This window comes from Sphingobium sp. B11D3D (assembly GCF_025961755.1).
Lineage (GTDB): Bacteria > Pseudomonadota > Alphaproteobacteria > Sphingomonadales > Sphingomonadaceae > Sphingobium.
In genome coordinates this window covers 1,108,404-1,129,909 of record NZ_JAOQOG010000001.1, presented here as the reverse complement: position 1 = coordinate 1,129,909, position 21,506 = coordinate 1,108,404, and the positions used below count along the sequence as shown (strand labels likewise).

The 21,506-nt window shown below is 59.7% G+C and carries 14 protein-coding genes; 7 read left to right on the top strand and 7 right to left on the bottom strand.

Going from position 1 to position 21,506, the window contains the following annotated elements; translation table 11 throughout:
* Window positions 1-107 precede the first annotated feature (107 nt).
* A complete protein-coding gene (locus tag M2334_RS05320) occupies window positions 108-1,196 on the top strand; it encodes an ATP-dependent DNA ligase (protein ID WP_264606037.1) in 1,089 nt (362 codons plus the stop codon).
* A gap of 59 nt (window positions 1,197-1,255) precedes the next feature.
* Here M2334_RS05320 and M2334_RS05315 read toward each other — a convergent pair whose 3' ends face one another.
* Both M2334_RS05315 and xth read right to left on the bottom strand, forming a co-directional pair.
* Window positions 1,256-1,750 carry a cupin gene (locus M2334_RS05315; RefSeq protein WP_264594085.1) on the bottom strand — a complete coding sequence of 165 codons (495 nt, stop codon included), beginning with the start codon at window positions 1,748-1,750 and terminating at the stop codon, window positions 1,256-1,258.
* The gene (gene xth, locus M2334_RS05310) at window positions 1,747-2,556 is read right to left on the bottom strand and encodes an exodeoxyribonuclease III (RefSeq protein WP_264604944.1); all 810 of its coding nucleotides are present in this window, start codon (window positions 2,554-2,556) and stop codon (window positions 1,747-1,749) included. Before xth ends, M2334_RS05315 begins: the two co-directional genes overlap by 4 nt.
* Window positions 2,557-3,129: 573 nt before the next feature.
* Here xth and M2334_RS05305 point away from each other — a divergent pair.
* The 6 genes from M2334_RS05305 to M2334_RS05280 all read left to right on the top strand — a co-directional run bounded on the left by M2334_RS05305 (window position 3,130) and on the right by M2334_RS05280 (window position 11,815).
* Window positions 3,130-6,243 (top strand): TRCF domain-containing protein, encoded by a 3,114-nt coding sequence (locus M2334_RS05305; RefSeq protein ID WP_264594083.1) that lies wholly within the window; start codon window positions 3,130-3,132, stop codon window positions 6,241-6,243.
* Between the two features lie 430 nt (window positions 6,244-6,673).
* Entirely contained in the window at window positions 6,674-9,055 is a 2,382-nt protein-coding gene (locus tag M2334_RS05300; protein ID WP_264604943.1) for an arylsulfatase, read from the top strand.
* A 322-nt stretch (window positions 9,056-9,377) separates the two neighbouring features.
* Entirely contained in the window at window positions 9,378-9,716 is a 339-nt protein-coding gene (locus M2334_RS05295) for a hypothetical protein (RefSeq protein WP_264604942.1), read from the top strand.
* Window positions 9,717-9,725: 9 nt separating this feature from the next.
* On the top strand, window positions 9,726-10,094 hold the full coding sequence (locus tag M2334_RS05290) for a hypothetical protein (protein WP_264604941.1): 369 nt from the start codon (window positions 9,726-9,728) through the stop codon (window positions 10,092-10,094).
* The gene (locus M2334_RS05285; RefSeq protein ID WP_264604940.1) at window positions 10,091-11,383 is read left to right on the top strand and encodes a relaxase/mobilization nuclease domain-containing protein; all 1,293 of its coding nucleotides are present in this window, start codon (window positions 10,091-10,093) and stop codon (window positions 11,381-11,383) included. Before M2334_RS05290 ends, M2334_RS05285 begins: the two co-directional genes overlap by 4 nt.
* 261 nt (window positions 11,384-11,644) lie before the next feature.
* A complete protein-coding gene (locus M2334_RS05280; protein WP_264604939.1) occupies window positions 11,645-11,815 on the top strand; it encodes a hypothetical protein in 171 nt (56 codons plus the stop codon).
* A 264-nt stretch (window positions 11,816-12,079) separates the two neighbouring features.
* On the opposite strand, the gene herA is transcribed toward M2334_RS05280, so the two are convergent.
* The 5 genes from herA to M2334_RS05255 are packed head-to-tail and all read right to left on the bottom strand — an operon-like array spanning window position 12,080 to window position 21,194.
* The gene (gene herA, locus M2334_RS05275; protein ID WP_264604938.1) at window positions 12,080-13,810 is read right to left on the bottom strand and encodes an anti-phage-associated helicase HerA; all 1,731 of its coding nucleotides are present in this window, start codon (window positions 13,808-13,810) and stop codon (window positions 12,080-12,082) included.
* The gene (locus M2334_RS05270) at window positions 13,807-15,141 is read right to left on the bottom strand and encodes an SIR2 family anti-phage-associated protein (protein ID WP_264604937.1); all 1,335 of its coding nucleotides are present in this window, start codon (window positions 15,139-15,141) and stop codon (window positions 13,807-13,809) included. Before M2334_RS05270 ends, herA begins: the two co-directional genes overlap by 4 nt.
* Window positions 15,138-16,364 carry a GIY-YIG nuclease family protein gene (locus tag M2334_RS05265; RefSeq protein ID WP_264604936.1) on the bottom strand — a complete coding sequence of 409 codons (1,227 nt, stop codon included), beginning with the start codon at window positions 16,362-16,364 and terminating at the stop codon, window positions 15,138-15,140. The genes M2334_RS05270 and M2334_RS05265 overlap by 4 nt, the downstream gene beginning before the upstream one ends.
* Window positions 16,357-18,408: a DEAD/DEAH box helicase gene (locus M2334_RS05260; RefSeq protein WP_264604935.1), complete on the bottom strand. Its 2,052-nt coding sequence runs from the start codon at window positions 18,406-18,408 to the stop codon at window positions 16,357-16,359. Before M2334_RS05260 ends, M2334_RS05265 begins: the two co-directional genes overlap by 8 nt.
* Window positions 18,405-21,194, bottom strand: a complete 2,790-nt coding sequence (locus tag M2334_RS05255; RefSeq protein WP_264604934.1) for a class I SAM-dependent DNA methyltransferase — start codon at window positions 21,192-21,194, stop codon at window positions 18,405-18,407. The genes M2334_RS05260 and M2334_RS05255 overlap by 4 nt, the downstream gene beginning before the upstream one ends.
* Window positions 21,195-21,506: the final 312 nt, after the last annotated feature.

Here is a 21,506-nt window from a genome sequence, read left to right as displayed (position 1 = left end):
TCGGCACATGGCTCGTAACACCGCATATGCTGAAAGGTACGCCGGTCTGCCGACTGAATGGACTGCCAGCCCGGGCAACCGCTCTCCCCGCCAGGGGTTATCCTGGCATGGCTCGCTCGAAATCAACCCATACTGACGACAGCAAGGCTCCGCTTGCGCCCATGGAAGCGGTTTTGGTCGAGGAACTGCCCGAGTCACCCGGCTGGCAGTATGAACCCAAATGGGATGGCTTTCGCGCGATCGCTGCGCGCGAGGGCGACAATATCGAGATATGGTCCAAATCGGGCAAGCCGCTCGGCCGCTACTTTCCGGAAATGATTGCACATATTCGCAACCTTCCTGAGAAGCACCTGCTCCTTGACGGCGAACTGGTGATCCCGATTGGCGATCATCTCTCCTTCGATGCGCTTCAGGCCCGCCTCCATCCCGCTGCCTCGCGCATCGCCAAGCTCTCGAGGGAGACACCCGCGCAGCTTATCCTGTTCGACGCGCTGGCAATCGGCAGCAGCAACCTTCGCGACAAGCCGCTGGCGGAACGACGGGGCGCGCTTGAGGCGCTATACAGCTCGATAGCCAATTCATCACTGATCCTGTCGCCGGCCTCAGAATCGCTGGAGCAAGCAAAAACCTGGCTAGCCGAAACCGGCGGCGCCCTTGATGGCGTGATCGCCAAGTCGCTCGACGAGCCCTATCGACCAGGGGAACGCGCGATGCGGAAGGTGAAGCAATTGCGCACGGCCGATTGCGTGGTTGGCGGATATCGCAAGACTGCCAAGGGCGATGTCGCCTCACTGCTCCTTGGGCTCTATACTGAGACTGGTCATCTCGATCTTGTCGGATTTAGCTCGGGTTTCCCCGCCACCGAGCGCAAGGCCCTGATCAAAACACTCAAGCCACATGAAGGCGGACCGGGGTTTACCGGAAAGGCGCCCGGCGGACCCAGCCGCTGGAATCCCGACAAGAGCGGTGATTATATTGCGCTCGATCATGGGCTGATCGCCGAGGTCATCTATGATCAGATCACCGCAGGCCGGTTCCGCCACGGCACCCGCTTCCACCGCTGGCGCCCTGACAAAGCGCCCGCGCAATGCACGTTCGATCAGTTGGTGCGAGAGTTGAAGCCTGCCGAACTCATTCAACTCGTCGAAAAGAGCGAGGAAATCGGGACGAAACTTCCGCCCGAAGACCTGACCTAAGCGAAGGGGACGACGCGGATCGACGCACTGAAAGCAGAGCTGTCTCGCGACTGACCTTCTTATGCCCCGATCCGCGCGCCCGTTTCGCCAGTCACGGGATCGCGACGGGGTTCAGGCACAGCGGCCATTCGGGCCTCGGCGGCATCGTCGGGCCCTTCCCGGCAGATGTCCCAGCTCAACCCTTTCGGGTACGCGCCAACAACCTGAAAATCTTCGCTGGACGCGACGCAGCGGTGGCCGGTGCCGACGGGCAACATCACCGCATCGCCCGCCACGACTTCGACCTGCCGGCCATCGGGTCCGCCGAGTTCGAGCATCGCCCTTCCGGCAAACACGCCGAGCGCTTCATGCGTGGTCGAATGATAATGATGATAGTCGAACACACCGTCACGCCAGTCGGGCAACCAGCCGTTCTCCGCGAACAGCGCTTCGAACCGTTCGGCCAAATCCGAGTTACCGCCCTGCAATACGCCGCGATAGACGATTACGGGCAACCGATCGTTGTTCGGCACCCAGCCGTTTTTGCCCAGGAGGAAGCTTTCAGTCTCCATCATGACATAGCTTTCGGGGTTCTTTTGCGTTTGGGCTTATCGGCAAGTTCGATCCAAACTGGCGCATGGTCGCTCGTTTTTTCCCAGCTACGCACATGGGCGTCAACGTGAGCATCGACCAGTCGGCTGGCGAGGGCCGGGCTGAGCAGCAGATGGTCTATTCTAAGGCCTGCATTTCGGCCGTAGGCGTTCCGGAAATAATCCCAGAAGGTGTAGATGACTTCGCCGGGATGAAGCGTGCGAAGCGCATCTGTCCAACCTTGGTCCAGCAACCGGAAATAGGCCGCCTTCACCTCAGGCGCGAACAGGGCGTCGTCGAGCCAGCGCTCGGGCTTATAGACGTCCAGATCGGTGGGCATGACATTGAAGTCACCAGCAAGCATTACTGGCAGCCCGGTTTCGAGCAACCCGGCAGCGTGATCGATCAGCCGCTCGAACCAGCGCAGCTTATAGTCGAATTTGGGGCCAGGTCGGGGATTGCCATTCGGGAGATAAAGCCCGCCAATCAGGATACCGTTGACCGCCGCCTCGATGTATCGGCTTTGGCTCGGGTCCGGGTCGTCGGGAAGCCCTCGCCGGGTCTCGTGAATTTCTCCGACGCGGCTCAGCATCGCGACGCCGTTCCAGGATTTCTGGCCGTGCCAGATGACATTATAACCAAGATCGCGGATGGCGCCTTCGGGAAAGCGCTCCTGCGGCGCCTTCAACTCCTGGAGCACGACGACATCGGGTTCAGCTTCTTCCAGCCAACGGAGGAGGACAGGCAGCCGGCCGTTGACGCCGTTCACATTGTAGGTCGCGATCTTCACCGCCGAGCACCCGCATGTCCGGCAGCATCCCGTCGGCGGCCGCCCAAGCCTATGAAGACCTCTGGACCGACGCGCTTCATCTGCGCCACATCATGAATCCCGCCAATGGCATATCCACGAAATCCTTTGGCATGAGAGTCGTTCCAGCTTGGTCTAAGGAAGGTTCCAGCGGCCCAACGCACGTCGCTCACCCGCGGAAATGCTCGTTGAGCCGAGTGCAACCGCCGCTAAGGACGCGTTTACTTGCGGGGACGCAAATCTGCCGGTCGATGGATCAGGGGGGCAGTCTCAACATTGACAAGCTAGGGGCTGATGCAGCGAAGGCGGCGCATCGTTGACCAACGTCGGAAGTTCCGATCAGGACAATCAACATAAATCAGACTAAATTTGCTCGCGACCCTGCGACCAGGGGCGAACGTGCGCGTTTCAGGCTTCCTATCGTCCAGTGCAGGAGCAGACCCTGGAAGACTTTGCAGGCCGGATTGCGGCCGCGGCCACTATGATCGCCGCTACGATGGCCGCTGCCAATATCGGGCCGCGAACTGCGGTCGATCTTGCCGGAGAGAACGCGAAATGAGCGGCGGGCATGGAGTGGGTGTACGGGCCCTGACACTATGGAAAGCGCTGCAAGCCGAGGACGTTCTCTATCTCGCCGATGATGAACAGGAAGCGGAGGCGCTGGCCGCCGCCCTCGGCAAGCTAGCGCCCGAGAACGTTGTCATCTTCTTACCATCAAGTGACACACTGCCCGGCGACAGTGCTCCTGCTTCACCTGCGAACATTGGGCAGCGTGTTGCCGCGCTGCGCATGCTCAGGCGCTCCATGCAGGCGGGCGGCGTCAAGCCCATCGCTGTGGTAATGAGCGGCGAAGCGGCGGCAAGGCTTTATCCGGATCCATCCGCCTTTGACGCCGCGCCGCCTACGCTGAGGGAGGGCGACAAGATCGATCCTGCGGGGTTTGCGCAGGACATGAACGCGGTTGGCTATGTCAGTGACGACCGCGTAGACGAACCGGGCGAGATCGCGGTGCGGGGTGAAGTCATTGATATCTATCCGGCGGATGCCGGTGCGCCCGCTCGCATCGAGATTTCTGATGGGCAGATCGCCAGCATCCGGCATTACGACCCGGCGACCCAGCTTAGCACTGGAGATTGCGAAGCGCTGGAGATCGGCCGCGCGCTGGAGCCAACGGATGGTCGGCGTTGCAGCGTTTTCGCTCATCTTCGGCCGGGGCGCCTGTTTCAAAGTGGAAAAGCCGACCAGCGCCGTCGTCGATTTGCTCGACTGGCAGCTGAGACAGGGGGCGAACAGCCGGCGGACGCCGTGGCGGAAGGTGAGTGGAGGGCGGGCGAAGAAGGCTGGAACACAAGTGAGATTACCGATGCTCAAATCGAAGCACTCCCCCGTTTCGCTGAGCAACGCGCACCACTCAACGCGATGGTCCGGTTTGTGAAGCCGCGACTTGATTCCGGCGACCGATTACTGCTCGTTGGAAGCGAGCGGGATGTCCGATTCCTGCGGTCTCGCATCGCGCGCAAATTGGGTCTCGAATTGCGGGACGTGGCCGATCTCGGTTCCGTTCTCGCGTGTCCAAAGTCGAGCGGTGGCGCTTTAATTGCGCCGATCGACGCGGGCGCTGTCGGAGACGGATTGATCATGCTGGCGGCCGCCGATCTCTTGGGCAGCCGGGCGTTGCTGAACGAGGCCCCGGAGACGGCATCGTCAGAAATTGCGCGCGCAGGCGGCGATATTCGCGTGGGCGATGTGGTCGTCCATGAAGACCATGGCGTCGCGCGAGTCCTCGGGCTCAATGCTGCGCCAGCCGAGGGCGGATCGGAAGCGATCATTTTGGAATATGCCGGCGGTACCCGCCGACTGGTGCCTGCCGGAGAGGCGGGGCGTATCTGGCGCTATGGCGCCGATGCGGACGCAGTAAAGCTCGACAAGCTTGATGGCACGAGCTGGGCAAAGCGGCGTGGCGAGATCGACGAGACCGTCGCGGCGAGCGCAAAGGCGCTTTTGAAGCTGGCGCAACAGCGCATGAATACAAAAGCCCCTTCACTGGAGCCGGAGGTGGCTGCCTATGAGCGCTTCGTTGCGACCTTCGCGTTCAATGAGACGGCTGATCAGGCGCGGGCCATCGCAGCCGTGCGCGATGATCTTGCCAGCGGTCGTCCAATGGACCGACTGATCATTGGCGATGTAGGCTATGGAAAGACCGAAGTTGCCCTCCGGGCTGCGGCATTGGCTGCCCTTGCCGGGCATCAAGTCGTGGTGGCAGCGCCGACTACCGTGCTTGTGCGCCAGCACCTCGAAACGTTCGAACGCCGCTTCGCAGGGCTGGGAGTCAAAGTCGCTAGCCTATCCCGCCTTTCGAGTGCGGCAGAGAAAAAGGTCGTCAAGGCGGGCTTGGCGGACGGATCGATCGACATCGTCATCGGAACGAGCGCGGTAATGGCGAAGGACGTGCGCTATGCGAAGCTGGGTCTCGTTGTCATAGATGAGGAGCAGCGTTTTGGTGCAGCTGACAAGGCGAAGCTGCGCGGCCGGGCCGACATTCATTTGCTCGCGATGAGCGCAACCCCGATCCCGCGAACACTCCATCGGGCGATGATCGGACTTCAGCAGATTTCCGTCATCGCAACGCCGCCAGCGCGCCGCCAGCCGATCCGCACCAGCCTTGCCGAGCCGAACGACACGCAGATCAGAACGGCGTTGCTACGCGAGTGCTCGCGGGGCGGGCAAAGCTTCGTCGTCGTGCCACGGATCGAGGATCTCGCGCCCCTCTCGGAGCGATTGCGGCGCATCACGCCCGATCTTGTGCTGATTGAGGCGCATGGCAAGCTGCCGGCGGCGGAGATTGACGCGGCTATGGTCCGTTTCGCCAATGGCGAGGGCGATGTGCTCCTCGCAACGAATATTATCGAGGCGGGTCTGGACGTGCCGCGCGCCAATACCATGCTCGTTTGGCACGCCGACCGTTTCGGCCTCGCCCAGCTTCATCAACTGCGCGGACGGGTCGGCCGGGGCAATAGGCGGGGACAGGTCATGCTGTTCACCGAGGGTGGGACGATTGCCGAGCAGACGATGAAGCGCCTGCGAACGCTTGCGACTTACGACCGACTTGGCGCGGGATTCGAGATAAGTGCAGCAGACCTTGATCAGCGCGGCGCCGGCGATCTGTTAAGCGATGTTCAGGCGGGGCATATGAAGCTCATGGGCGTCGACCTTTACCAGCATTTATTTGAGGCGGCGTTGAAGGCCGCACGCGGCGAGGATGACGGGCTTTGGCTCGCGGAGGTGAATGTTGGAACGGCCGGCGCGTTGCCCGAGGACTGGATTCCCGACGTCGACATTCGTTTGGGTCTCTATGTGCGGATCGCCAGGGCGAGCGACGAAGGAGAACTCGAAGCCTTACAAGAAGAGCTCATCGATCGGTTCGGCTCGCTCCCGGATGCTGCTGAGCGACTTCTTGCGGTCGCGCGGATCAGGCTGCTCGCTCGATTGGCCCAGATAGAGAGGGTCGACGCAGGACCTGCAGCAATCGCGCTGACCCCGCGCGGGCGACGCAGGAAGGTCCCGACCGGGCTGGTCCCTAAAGACGGGCGCTGGCTGCTCAAGGAGCGGATCGCTGAGGAAGAGCAACTGGAGCGGCTGGCAGGCGTGCTGCACGCCATCGCGCCATAATCGCATTGGTCTATCGCTGTGTTTCTTACACCCTCTGCGACGCGCTTTATAAAACCAGAGGGACGCTTGCCAACTTTTCATCCTTTGGGCGCCCTTGACTAATCGGGCCCGACGAGTGCGCTCCCCCCGGGGCCACTACCGCCCCGCCAACTGAGCCAGCCAGACCGGCCCGGAACTGATGCCAATCGACCTGAGCGAATGGCGGCTTTCGGAACGCGGGCAACGCAGACCGCACGACCGCAACCAAGGCGAAGGCACATGCTGCTTTCCAACGACAGGCTTGCTGGTGACGAGTAGTGAACGATCACCTACGTCCTACAGTGTGAAAACAACCTGCTGGACGTCGCTGCCATAGCCGTGCTGATGACGGGCCTGTGATTATATGTGAGGCGGAACGGCGTCAGCGAACTGAGGGATGCACGACATGATTATGAGCCGACTCATTTCGACGTCCTGCCTCACCTTCATCTGCGCGAGCAGCGCGGCGCTGGTGCATGCGCAGTCTGCAGGAGCTGGACAAGCAGAGGTGCGATCCGCACCGGCCCAGACGGCTGGCGCGATCCTGCCAACGCCGGAACAGCGCTTTGAAGGCAAGATCGGCCGCACGCTCGCGCAGTCCGATCCGCCCAAATATGCGCCGCTGCCCAAGCCGCCTGCCGGCGCGCCGAACGTTCTGGTCATCATCACCGACGATGTCGGCTTCGGCGCCACCACCCCGTTCGGCGGCCCGGTGCCGACACCGACCTTCGAAGCACTCGCCCAGGATGGGCTGCGCTACAACCGCTTCCATACGACGGCGCTCTGCGCGCCGACCCGGGCCTCGCTGCTGACCGGCCGCAATCCGCATCGCGTCGGCTTTGGCGCCATTACCGAAATGGGCACGGGCTATCCCGGTTACACGACGATCCTGCCCAAGAGCGCGGCGACGGTCGGCGAGGTGCTGCGCCAGCATGGCTACGGCACGGCGTGGTTCGGCAAGAACCACAATACCCCGGAATGGGAACAGAGTGCCGCCGGTCCCTTCGACCGCTGGCCCAACGGGCTGGGCTTCGACTATTTCTATGGCTTCATGGGCGGCGCGACCAGCCTGTGGAACCCCTCCCTGTTCGAGAACCAGCTTCCGCTCGCCCGCGGAAATTTTCCGCCGGGCTATCATCTTGAGCGCGACATGGCCGATCACGCGATCGAATGGATCCGCATGCAGGGGATTTCGGCACCGGGTCGGCCCTTCTTCATGCTCTATGCACCGGGCACCTCGCACAGCCCCCATCATGCCCCGGCCGATTGGATCGCGCGGTTCAAGGGCCAGTTCGATCAGGGCTGGGACAAGATGCGCGAGCAGATTCTGGCGCGGCAGATCGCGGCCGGCGTCGTCCCGGCCGGCACCAAGCTGACGCCGCGCCCCGCCTCCATTCCCGCCTGGGACACGCTCGGCCCGGACGAGCGGCGGCTCTACGCCCGGATGATGGAGACCTACGCGGGCGCCCTCTCTTATGCGGATCACCAGATCGGCCGGGTCATCGAGACGCTGCGGGCGTCCGGCCAGCTTGAAAACACGCTCGTCATCTACATTCAGGGCGACAATGGCGGGAGCGGCGAAGGCGGCCTGAACGGATCGACTAATGACATCGCGGCGATCAACGGGATGCGCCCCGATCTCCAGACAATGCTCGGCCAGATCGACAAGCTGGGCGGCCCGGAACTCTATAATAATTACCCCGTCGGCTGGGCCTGGGCGATGAACGCCCCGTTCCAGTGGACCAAGCAGGTTGCCTCTCATCTCGGTGGCACGCGCAACGGCCTGGTGGTGTCCTGGCCTGCGCGGATCAAAGCGCACGGCGAAGTGCGCACGCAATTCCACCATGTCGCGGACATCGTCCCGACCATCTATGAGGCGGTGGGCATCACGCCGCCCGAGCAGGTGGATGGTGTGACGCAGATGCCGCTCGATGGCATCAGCATGGCCTATAGTTTCGTTCAGGCCGATGCGCCGGACCGCCGCCACGAGCAGATTTTCGAACTGCAAGGCAATGCCGGCCTGTACCGCGACGGCTGGTTCCTGAGCAGCACCCCGACCCGCGCACCGTGGGATTTCGCCGGCCCCGGCGGCCTGCCCACCGACAATGGCTGGGAGCTCTATAATCTCTCCGAGGACTTTTCCCAGTCGCGCAATCTGGCGGCGCAAGAGCCGGCGCGGCTGAAATCGATGATCGACCAGTTCTGGGCGGACGCCAAGAGCGGGGACATTCTGCCGCTCGACAACCGCTCCTTCGCACGCTGGTCGAGCCGCAATCGCCCTACGCTGCTGGCCGGGGAGACACGCTTCACCTACCAGCCCACGTCACGGCCGATCACCGGCCCCGGCTTCCCGGATCTGGCCGGCCGCTCCTGGCGGGCAGAGGCTGATATCGCCCTTGCGAATGGCATACGCGCCGAGGGCACGCTGGTCATGAACGGCAGCCGTTATGGCGGCTGGAGCCTCTACATGACAGGCGGCCGACCGACCTTCCTCTACAAGGCCTCGGATTCGCCCGGCGACATTCTGCGCCTGCAGGGCCCTGCCCTTCCCGCCGGCAAACACCGCATCTCGGTTGCGGTGACCGACAATGGGCAGGGCAAGCCCGGCGATGCGGTGCTGCACGTGGATGGCGTCGCCGTCGGCCAGGGTCCGATCACGCGGACCATTCCCGCCATCATTCGCGGCGGCGGCGCCATCGGGCGCAGCTTCGACACGCTGGACGGCAGCTTCACGGCCCCCTTCGCCTTCAATGGGCAATTGGACAATGTGACGATCGAGGTGGTGCCGGAATAGATTGGATATTTGCAAAACGCTTGGGGTGTCGCGCGTCGCTCGTAGGACAAGGGCCAACAGCGCATGCAACACGTCAGCCGATACGTTCCATTAAAATGGTGTCGCAACATCGGTCCCGAGTTTTAGGAAACGTCTAATGAACAAAGGGCAGGTTTCAGCGACCATTCGAGCAGTGAATGTCGGCTATGCCGGGGCTTCCACGCGCCTGATCAAGCACGTGCCAATGATAGGTTTCAGAGAGAGCGAAGATATACGGCGGGCGCGCTTGAAGGGCGACCGAGTGCCAGAGTTGCGGACGCGCAAATAGAAGCCCGCCGTCGGAATGGATCCCCGCTTCGCAAGTCTCTCCAACGGGTTGACGTTGAGTTTGTGTGGAGTGCGCATAAGCCGCCATTATTACAATGGGTTAAGCCGTAAAGTCGGCCGTGTCGCACGCGATCTGCCGCAAACGGGACTGGGCTTGATCACTGAGGTGCAGGAACTGGCGGACCTGCTGGGTGCAGGTTCGAACCATCTTACTGATATTTTGAAGAACTGGAATGACGTTCTTCGGGATAGCAGCCTCGGTCGGGGCAACCTCAAGCCGTTGAATGAAAGCAAGGATGGAAGCGCCCCGCGCGACGCCATCCGGGCCGTCGTGCGGAGGCGCAAGACGGGCTGACGGGGCGCTATGGGAAAGAAGCGCCCATCCCCGTTTTCGCTCCGGCTCACCTTCGAGCAACGCGCCCGTCTGGAAAAAGAGGCGGGCGACATACCGCTCGGAGCCTATATTCTTGACCGCCTGTTCAATGACGATACTAAGCCGCCGCGCCGCCGGGGCAAAAATCCGGTCAAGGATCATCAGGCGCTCGCTAAACTGCTCGGCAAGCTGGGCCAGTCCCGGCTTTCCGCCAATCTGAACCAACTGGCTAAGTCGGCAAACACGGGAAGCCTGCCGGTCACGCCAGATACGGAAGCGGCTTTGAACGAAGCCGCTGAGGCGGTGCGCGAGATGCGCCGTACGCTGATTGAAGCCCTGAACCTCGGGGTCGAGCCATGATCCTCAAGGGTTCGCAGCGCAGCGGCGGCAAGCAACTCGGGCTCCACCTTCTCAAGACGGAAGAAAACGAGCATGTCGAGATTCACGAAGTCCGGGGCTTCGTTGCCGACGATGTGATGGGCGCAATGAAAGAAGCCTATGCGCTCTCGCGGGGGACGAAGTGCACCAAATACCTGTTCTCGGTGTCGCTCAACCCGCCCGCCGACGAGTCAGTGCGGGCGGAAGTGTTCGAGCGAGCCTGCGACACGATAGAAAAGCGGCTGGGCCTTGAAGGCCAGCCTCGCATGATTGTGTTCCATGAGAAAGAAGGTCGCCGTCATGCACACGCGGTCTGGTCGCGCATTGACGCCGACTCGATGACGGCGAGGCCGCTGCCATATTTCAAACGGGCGCTCAACGGCATCGCCAAGGAACTCTATCTCGAAAACGGCTGGGCCATGCCGGATGGATTTCGGGATTCACGCTTGCGCGATCCGCGTAATTTCACGCTCGACGAATGGCAGCAGGCGAAGCGGGCCGGGGTTGATCCCCGCGAAGTGAAAGGCGCGATCCAGCAAGCATGGGCAATGTCTGATAACGGCCCGGCCTTTGCGCGGGCGCTTGAAGAACGCGGCCTGTTTCTGGCGCAGGGCGACCGGCGCGGCCATGTCGCGCTCACCATCGACGGCGACGTGTTCGCCGTCGCCCGCATGGCGGGCCTCAAATCAAAAGAAGTCACGGCGAAGCTGGGCGATCCGAAAGAGTTTCGCAGCGTCGGCGATACGATGCGCCATATCGGCGAGACGGTCGCGCCGCGCCTGACGCGCTACATCAATGAGGCCAAGCGCATCGCGCATAATGCGATGAAGCCGCTCACCGAGCGGAAAGAGATGATGAAGGAACAGCACAGCCAAGAGAGAAAGACGCTCGCCGATAAACAGCGCGAGCGGCATGTATCCGAACAAGCGGAACGCTCGGGCCGTCTCCGCAAAGGCGTGGCCGGAGCGTGGGACATTCTGACGGGTCGGTATTTCAAGACGCGCAAGCGGAACGAAATGGAAGCCGCGTTCGGCATAGAGCGCGACCGGGTGCAGCGGCATGATCTTATCGCCGCGCAGATGAAGGATCGCCAGAGCCTCCAGCGGGAAATCGAACAAACCCGCGAACGCCATGCCCGCCAAATGCTTGGCCTCTATCAGAACGCTGCCCGCTATCGTCGCATGACACGAGAGGGTGAACTGACCCGCGATGGTTCGGAGCGCGGACGCGAGCGGAGCGCGGCATCACGCGGCCTCGAACTTGGGCGTTAGGCCGTCTTTCTCCATTTCAGAGCTTCAAATCTTTCGCCGGTTTGCCGGTCGTTTTGGCTTTCCCTGTTTTCCTGCTGTCGTCGTGGCCCCGACGGGCTGCTTTTGATCTGTTCTATCCGCGACCGTGAACGATTCCGGTGCAAGGCGCTTTGGCCTTCTCCACGTACGTTGCGATTGGCGGGCAATGCACATCCTTCACGTTCGGGATTCCGGCCTCCTCAACGCAGCCCATCGGGGGCGGCGCGACAAAAGGAGGAATCCATGTTCAAGGTAACCAAAGACGATCTGGCGAAGAAAACCGATGCGCAGCTTGCGGCGCTCTTTCAGGAAGCGAGCAACGGTCTCGCCGTTACCGGATCGAACCTCGCTTCGGCGCAGTCGCTTCTCGCGTTGATCCGCGCTGAAATCGGCAGACGTGACCCCAAGCGCTAACCACTTTCGCCAGCGCCGCGCCACGGTCGCCGGGTGGCGCGGCGCAGTCAAAATCAGCGAAATGATAAATAGACGGTATGACCAATCCAAGTCTTACCCGTTTGGTGCGACGGGCTCTCACCGTAGGAGACAGGCCCATGACCACAGTCACATTACTGATTGTCGCAACCGTGCTGATTCAAGCGATCAAGCGCTAAGCCTCAAGATTAGGGAGCCTAACGGCTCCCTTTTCCGCGACCGACAACGGGGGCGTCCACCAGCGGGCTAATTCGACCACTGCTGCAAGAAGGGCGGGTCTTTTGAATCCGGCTCGGGGTTTGGACGGGAAACTGACAACCTCGTAGGGACCGGCAAAGCAGCACCAAAAATAATTGCCTCGCCTCTCCCTAATCCGGCAAGCTGACGTGAAACATTGACGCCTGCGGTTTCTGCCGCCGACGCGACGGCGCGTTGATCTGCCTCGTTGTTAAGGCGGAATACGGCCCAAGTGCCGCATTGCGACAACACGGTCGGCGAAACCTCAGACGGGCGTTGCGTACTGATTAGCAAAGACAAACCAAACTTGCGCCCCTCTTTTGCCAGTCGTTCATAGGCAAGTGCCTGTTGCCCGCTATCTGACTCGCCCGGTAGCTGACGCAGATAGTGGTGGGCTTCCTCCAAGGCCAGCATAGTTGGGTGCGTGTTGCCCGGGCCACGCTTGAATATCTCGGCAGCAAACATCTCAAGAAGCGATCCCAAGACAAACGGCATTAGGTCTTGCGCTAGGCGGCTGAGGTCAACAATGTGAACGGACCAGTCGTTTTGGCCGAAAGCGGGCGGTCCAAAAACTTCCCGAACGAGCGCGGCGCATTCATCCGACATACTCAGGGGATTGGCTAATCCCGCGCCGCCCGCGATTTCAACAATGGAAGTAAATTGCGGGTCTTCGATCAAGCCGCGTATGCGATTAATCATTGATTGGATATGACCGTATTGGAACGTATCGCGGGTCCAGCCTTGATTATTTGGCTTCAGGACATACCATTCAGTGGCAAGGCAAGACAACGCGCGCATGTGGGGCCAAACATTGGCGGCGGGCGATGTTCCTGCTCTTAGAGCAGCCATCGCCTGATTGGCGTGCGCGGCGTTGCCACTGTGGCAGTCATCGAACAGGACATTACCCTGACCGCCTACCAGCTTCGCTCCATGCGCGTCCGCTTCAACGAAACGAAGATGCTCAATCGCGAAGCGCAATGTCGGCATTTGAGCTTTCTCGCTCGGTATCAACAAACGGGACAGGCCGTGCCGACCAAGGGCATAATATGGAATCCGAAGGCCGCCATTGGGTCCACCTAGCCGCGTGATCTTCGCACGCTGCCCAAGATTGGCGAAAGCAGGCGTATATTCACCGTTTACGTCGAAAACGATGATGCGCGATTTGGGTAAGCGCACAAGCTGTTGCAGCACGGCGGCGACAAAATGGGTTTTGCCCTGTCCCGTCGAGCCAAGGATTGCCATGTGTCGGCCTAACACTTGGTCTATATTCGCGCTGACCTCGACGGCGCGATTGCGCGAATCCGCACCTAGCCTGATTTGTTCGTCCGGCACTCCGCTCGCGCCAATGGTTGCAACCGTTTCAATATCGGAAAGCGGATAAACACTCGCTCCAAGAACGGGCAATCGCCATTCTTGCGGCGAAAAGGCCAGTTTGCCGTCGCGCTTCGCAAGAAACCCGACGACCCGACCGCGAAGCTGGCGAAGCGGCTCTTGCGGGATATTGGAGGGTCGTCCACGCCCGACGTGCACCTCTCGCGGCTCGGCAAACGCAACCGACATTATCCGAAGGATAATCGTTTCAGCCCCGGCATCGATTCCAACCAAATCGCCGGGTTGTTCCACGGTCGATAGGCCGTCCCGGTGTCCCGCGACGTGGCCTCTGGAATCCTCGAGCAAGTTGACCAGCAGTTGCGGCCCGTCGATCTCGACTACATATCCTATGGGGCGGCGGGAACTCATTCCAGCAAGCTCTCGAAGCCGTCATTTTGCGCGGGGGCAAACTCGGCAGCGCCGCCAATCGCCTCCTCTGATTCCGCCGTTTCGGTGGTCTTTTTTGCGACCTGAATATTCGTGGCCTGCTTTAGTAGTGTTTCGAGCTGCCGGGCGCGTTCCGACACGTCATCCAGCATAGCAGGTTCAGGCAGATCATTCGCCAATGCGTCAAAAAAGCCATCTGCTCCGAAGCCGCGCACTGTCACCTGTGGAAGTTGCGCCAACAGCAGGCGTTCCAGCTGCTCGTTGGGCTTGATCGCGTCGCCTGTTGCGGCGAGCGAGTCATATATGCCCAAGCGGTCAACTTCAGGAAGATAGATGATAAGTTGCAGTGTAGGATTCTGTAGTGCCGAAACGACAAGGCGATTGATATGGTCGTCCGTGAATCCATAGCCGTTGACGATGAGGCACGCGTTCGGACGCGAGAGAAATTCGGTGAAGCGGCGGATAACCTCACCGTAAACAAAGGCGGTCGTCTGGACAAATTTCGATGCGCCGGGGAAAATCATGAATCCGGGCCAATCATCCGGTTCATCCGACGAGATAAATTGATCCACCAGCGGCTTTACTGTGGCGCAGGGCAGTTCGCACACACTGCCCGATTTGCTCGCCGTCCATGAAATTGAGCCGTGAAGCTTCCCAAGATAGAGATTGTATGTGCCGAAACGCGCCTCGCCGCGTGCTTGCACATTACGAAGGCCAAGGTCAAAGCTACTTGGGCGAAAGGCCCGGTCATGTGTTCCCGAAAACCCGTTGACGCAATGCAGGCCAAGCGCCTCTGCAGACCATTCCAGCGCAAGGTCGTAATTGGTGGTAAACGCCCAAGGCGCTGCCTGACCCGGCTGACGGTTCCCGGCGAGTCGTGACACCAGCCTAATGTGGCTCGATAGCTTGGAGTGCAAAATTGCCTGATCCGGTTCTGACCATAGCTTTTCGTCAAGGATCGCCGCTCGCAGCACAGCCTTTCGCAGAGTGTGCCGCGCCGCCTTTAGCTGGGTAAGGTCAGCGCCAACCCGTTCGCCATCCAGACAGGCGATTTCCAGCTTATCGAGCAATAATTCGACGTTGCCCAGCTCACCATCCGAAAGAAAATTATTGTCCCGAAGGAATTGAACCTGATCGCCATATTCATTCTCTAGGAGCGTCCAGACATCGCCCATCACCATGCCGCCGACGCCTTTAGAAGCTCCTGCCCCAAGCAAAACACCGACATTTTCAAGCCGGATCGCAAGGGCAAGGTGCGCCAAGAACTCTTCGGATGTTAGCTGTCGACTTCCCCTGATCGCGAAAAAGGTCATGAAGTCCCCCTTGGTGTCAGCCGCGCCGATTGCACATCATAGATGTATCCCGTGATCGTCCCGTCTTTGATCTTCTCCACGGCATCGTCGATCACGAAGCGGGGAACGAGGAACCATTCGCGGGGCACGACCGGATTGCCGAAGCGGTCCTTGATCTCGATGTTGAGCTGCGCAGGCGCGAAAATACGATGGATCACGTTTTCAAGCTTCACGCGATTGACGTTGAAAAGCGTATAGGTGGCAACGACTTCCACATCCGCGAGCAGGAATGTCGGGTCCAGCCTGGCGTTGGCAACGCGCTTGTTCACGTCGCCGCCTGTGACGCCGATCTTGTGCAGAATGTCGCGGTGAGCGGCGACGGTCGGATTGTCCGATTTACTTCGAAGGACGTAAATCGTGCCGCTGGCGAGGTCATCTTCCTCAGTCTGCCCAGTGAAGGGCGAACGCTCTTCTCGGACAAACAGCGGCCCCGCCTCGGGGTCCGAAATCCGCCGGGCGGACGTGTCGCGATAAAGCGACTTCTGGAACGAGCGCGCAAGAACCGTCGCCTCGGTGGCGTTGTCGTAGATTGTACGAACGCGTCGGTCATTGCGTTCATACTGTGTGGTGAAGGTTTCGCTCTCGCTGGCGACATACGCAAACTGGCCGCCGACGATGAAAAATGCGCCGGGTTTGATCTCGGCGAGGCTATTCTCGTTGTTGTCGATCACGCGTGTCGAGCGGATGCCATCTTTAAGTTCGCGCTTCGCTTGCTCTATCAGTGGCTGAAATTGCTCGAAATCCTCGCATTTCTCGCGGTTAGCGATTTCCTCGGCGGCGCGTTTTTCGGCGGCGGTGCGAACGTGGCGAAGCGTTGTGATGTCCGATGTTCCTGCTGCGCCTTCCAGTTCGGCCAGCAATTCGTCATCATCCATCTCGTCAGCGGTAGGCATGGGCGCGACACTCTCCGCGCCAGACAACAAGCCCTGACGATCTAAAGGCGCGAGGAGGGAACGGCACTCTTCGAGGGCGCGAAGGCGGTCAAGCCGCACGGCGTAAATCCGCTCGAATATGTCGCGCTCTTCGCCATGCTGCGGAGCGCCGCCATGCTGATCGACGAAACGCTGGATTTCCTCAAACCCGGCGATGATACGTTCTTCGCGGGCGGTGCGACCACCTTTCTTTTCCGGTTGCGCGAAATCGCCGAGTTCGGCGCGGAGTTCGTCGAGGTCGATATCACTCATAGCGACCATCATCCTTGAAGCGAACGAACGCGGCAGCACCTTCGGCCATGCGCTTTTCCCAAGCGTCGGCTGATGTGATCGACGGCAAGCGTCCGCGTTCCTTCCGGAACTGGACTGCGCGAACAGCGAGCTGTTTGGCTTCTTCGGGCGAAAGGCTTGTGCGCTTGGCGGAGATAGCGGCTGCGACCTGTTTCAGGCTTTCCTCGCTCATGGTCTTGGCGAGGATGGCGTAAGCCTCCTGAAACGGATTGATCCGGTCGATCAGGTCAATATCCAACTCGCGCACGTCCATTGCGAATTTACGCACCCCGTCGATTAGCGCGGTATTGGCGCTCGGCTCCTTATCGTCGCCGGCGGCGATCCGAGCCGCTTGCTGGGTGAGATTGAGCGCCGCGATGGCATGTTGGCGTACCGCTTCCTGATCTTCCTCGTCCAGCTCCGGGTATTTGTCCTTGATGATCTTGCCGAGGCGAAGCTGCGTTAGTTCCTCGGGGATCAATTCTTCGTCAAACAAGCCGCGTTCGATGCTGGGCTTATCCTGAACGAAGCTGGCGATCACCTCGTTCAAATCCTCTTTGCAGATGCGGGCAGCTTCGGGGCTTTTGGGTTCGACAAGACCCTTAATCTCGATCTGGAACTGGCCGGTCTGTTCATTGAAACCGACATTACATCTGTCGGGTTGGTAGCCATCCTCGCCATAGTCAAAGCCGGGCGCGGGACCGCTCTGCGGATTCTTCGGCGTGAAGTTGAAACGCGGGGCCAGCACTTGTTCCATCAAAAGGCTGGCGGCGATGGCTTTGAGCGTGTCGTTGACCGCCTCGGTCACGGCGGATTCAGCGGCATCCGGTTCAGCAATGAGATTGGTGAAGCGGGCGCGAACTTTCCCCGGCGCGTCGCGGGTGGCGCGACCGATGATCTGCACGATTTCGGTCAGGCTGGCGCGATAACCGACGGTCAGCGCATGTTCGCACCAAATCCAGTCGAAACCCTCTTTGGCCATGCCGAGCGCGATGATGATGTCCACATGATCGCGATTGTTCTTTTGAGCGGGATCCTTGAGCGAAGCGGAAACACGATCCCGCTTGGTCGGGTCGTCATCGACCAGATCGGCGATGCGCAGGACCCGGCCATCGCCCATCTTGACCAACTGGAATCCCGTAGCGGGGTCGATACCCTGCCAGTCGCCTAATTCCTCGATGATATGTTCCACCTCCCTGATCTTGTCCTTCGTGCTCTCGCGCGAATTGACGTTGGGGATGTGGACGATGGTTTTTTCGGCGGGATCGAGAACGGCCAGAATGTCGTCGGTGTAGGAGCCGGAGTAGAAGAAATAGCCGATGTCGAGCGCTTTCAGATACTCATAGCCATTGAGTTGCTCGTAATAAGTGTAGGTGACGGTATCGAATTTCGCTTCGTCGGTCGGGGCCAGAACGGCCTCGGCGTCGCCCCGGAAATAGCTCCCGGTCATGGCGACGATATGCACCTTATCGCGGGCAATGAACTGGCCCAGATGAGCGCCGAGCTTGTTGTCGGGATTGGCGGAGACGTGGTGAAACTCGTCCACGGCAATCAGGCGATCGTCGAAGGCTTCGACGCCGAACTTGTCCACGGCGAAGCGGAATGTCGCATGGGTGCAAACCAGCACCTTGTCATCGCTCTTGAGGAAAGCGCCGACCGAATTGACCTTGCCGCCGTCCTCTCCGGGAGCGTTGCAGAGATTCCATTTGGGGGTCACAATCCAGTCCGCCCAAAATCCGAACTTGGTGAGCGGTTCGTCGTTGAAGCTGGAGCCGATGGATTTTTCCGGCACGACAATGATCGCCTGCTTCAAGCCCTGATTGGCGAGCTTGTCGAGAGCAACGAACATCAGAGCGCGGCTCTTGCCCGACGCGGGCGGTGATTTGATGAGCAGATATTGCTCGCCACGCTTTTCAAACGCGCGTTCCTGCATCGGCCTCATGCCAAGGGCGTTCGCCTTCGTCGCGTTGCCAGTGCGAGCATAGGAAACCGAAACCGAGGGAACTGTTTTCTTGTCGATGGTCATGCTGCTGCCCCCGCCTTTTGTTTTTTCGTTGCACCCGCCGATGCGGTCATTCTTGTGTAAAGATCGAACAGTTTTTCCAGCCTCTCAGTGTCGTTCCGGAACCGGCGCCCGATATAGATGCGCTCCAGCACCTCGTCGTTACGCTCATGCGCTTCGCGCAGATCGGCGGGCATTTTGCTTTCGCCGTCCTTGACCTCGTAGAGGTCGGCTATGGTCGCCGGGAAATGTGCTTCCCGCGCTAACAGGATGTCTTGTGCACAGCGGGTGAGGTCAAATTTATTCTTCTCAGTAAGATTCGGGACAGGAAACGTATGCCACCCCATTTTGTTTGAATAACTAAAGTCAGTCTTCATACGACCACAAACTGATCCAATCCATACCAAGTGAATTCTTGATGCAATTATGGCCAGATTCATCAAAGGGCCATCGTAAATCGCATAGGCTAAATTAGTTACGCAGCATTTTGGACCAAACAAGTCTACCGGGAGATAAGGCCTAAATTCCGAGCTGCGTATGGGAATAATTATCGTATTTTGCTTCCCTTCATACATTTCCCGAAACTGATGAGGCCTGATCGACATCGCGCGCGTTCCTGCATCGCTACTGCCCATTCGCATCTCTCTTACAGCTTCGATGCGAGCGCGAATAATCGGATTTGCAGTGGCTTCAGGCAGTGACTTATCTTCTATCCAGATGCACTTCCTCGCATTTCCGTTTATGACTTCCGTCGACCCCCAGAGATCGCGCAGCCATTTTTCTTGGTCGGCATGGCTAAGTCCAATGCGGCTGGCTTCATCACCTGCCAGAATTAGGTGTCCTCCGTCATACGGCGCATTTCCAAGCTGCATTGGAGTGAGTTCCGAAAGTGGGACAGTCCGCCCGTCGACAATGACTTTTGTGCCGGGAATGAGATAAGGTCCAATGAGATTGGTATTTCTTTCGATATCTTTCTGAAGAGAATCGACGTGGAACAAACGCCGGTTTCCGCCGGGCTCTCGAGAACATCCGACAATTATAACAGTAACTACCGCATTTTGACTTGCCAGATTGCGCCACTTAAATGACTGATAGGCAAATTTTATCTCACATCCGAGTCTAAATATTATAGGCCAAAGGACAGGAACTTGACCGCCTTGGCAGATGGAATTTGTAGTCACAAAGGCAAAATCGGCCCTTGTAGAGTTGGAATATAGTGCTGCTTTAATGAACCAGCCTGCGACATAATCAAGCGTTCCGCTTCGCGGCGTAAAGCGCCCGAATAGGGTTTTTAGATCATCCTTTTCCGCAGAAGTTTGATTCTTCGTTCCCTTGTATGGCGGGTTGCCACAGATATAAGTCTCACCTCCTTCGTTCTCGAAGTCGATCTGGGCTTGATCCAGCGGAGTTTGAAACAGATCATCGCCAACTAGTTTAACACCGGTCCCGGTTGGCGGGCAGATACTCAGCCAATCCAGCCGGAGCGCGTTGCCACAAGTGATCCAGTTTTCAGCGTTGAGAGGTAGAAATTCGTTCAAGGCGAGCTGCTCGCCGCGATAGAGAACGTCGCACTGGAACTCGGCAATGATGAGGGCGAGCCGCGCCACTTCTGCCGGGAAGTCGCGAAGCTCGATGCCTCGGAAGTTGGTGAGCGGAATGTCCGACGTGCGGCTTTCCTCGCCGCGTCGTTTGTTGATTTCGGCCTCGATGGCCCGCATTTCCTTGTAGGCGATAACGAGGAAATTACCGGAGCCGCAGGCCGGATCGAAAACTCGGATGCGGGCCATCCGATTACGGAGATTGAGGAGCTTGCGCGGGTTATCGTCTGCCTCGGCCAGATGGTCGCGCAGATCGTCCAGAAAGAGGGGATTCAGGACTTTCAGGATATTCGGGACGCTGGTGTAGTGCATCCCCAAAGCCCCGCGCTCTTCGTCATCGGCGACGGCCTGAATCATCGAACCGAAAATGTCGGGATTGATCTTCTTCCAGTCGAGGCTGCCGATGTGGAGCAGGTAGCTCCGCGCGATTTTGCTAAAACGCGGCACGTCGAGGCTGCCGGAAAACAGCCCGCCGTTGACATAGGGAAACACGTCGGCCCAGCGAGGAAGCGCCGCACTGGTGCGGTCCTTGATCGCGGTATTCATAGCGCGGAAAATCTCGCCGATCACCTGATGGGTGTTGGACGAGTCCCGCTCGCTCATCTGATCGACGGTGGCGGTAAACAGGCCAGTGCCGTTGAATATGTCCGTATCTTCCGCAAAAAAGCAGAAGATCAGCCGGGCCATGAAATGATTCATGTCCGGTCGCCGGTCGGCAGTCCCCCAATCAGGATTGTCTTTCAGTAGCTCGACGTAAAGCTTGTTGAGGCGACCCGTCGCCCGAATGTCGAACGAACTTTCGCGCACCTGTTTGACGGTGGTGATCCCGGCCAGCGGCAGAAAGAAGCCGAAATGGTCCGGGAACTCGGCGAAGGCACAGGCGACGGTTTCGCCGCTCGTCAAATCCTCCGCCTCGAACGTCTCGCCGTCAGTCGCCAGAATGAACTTGGCTTTGGCGCGTGTCGTGGCGGGGCTGGCCCGGAGCGCGTCGAGCTTCGCCGTCACGCCGCCCGTGTCGGTGGTCGCAATGTGAATATTGCTGGTCTGGAGAACGCCGCCAACGTCCGACTTGTTCGACGCGCCCGAGCGCAATTTCTTGAGCGTGGTTTCCTTGTTCCCGAACGCCTGAAGGAACGCGAAGGGAAACTCGTCGCGGTCGAAAGGGGCGTCCGCGAGGGCGGTTACGGCTTCTTCAATTTCGACTGCGTTCATACGCGCTCGGATTCCTGTTTACGTCAAATGCTGATGTGCGCGGATGGCGACGGATCAACCGCTGCCTGCCCCCTGATAGATCACTAAAGCTGCCGCTCTTTCGTGTCATCTCAAAGAGTCGGCGGCGGTCGAGCTATCCACAGGGCGGGGGGAGAAAACCCTAACGGCATCCAATCCGCGCAGGGTAGGTCGAGGGTGTCCAGAGGGGCGCTGAAAGCCCTTATGGTCATGGGGTCGAGGGGAGCAGGAACGCCCCATTGCCGCGCCGGAGGCGGCTGGGTTCCAAGGGGTCAGGCACGCCCATTGGTCGAT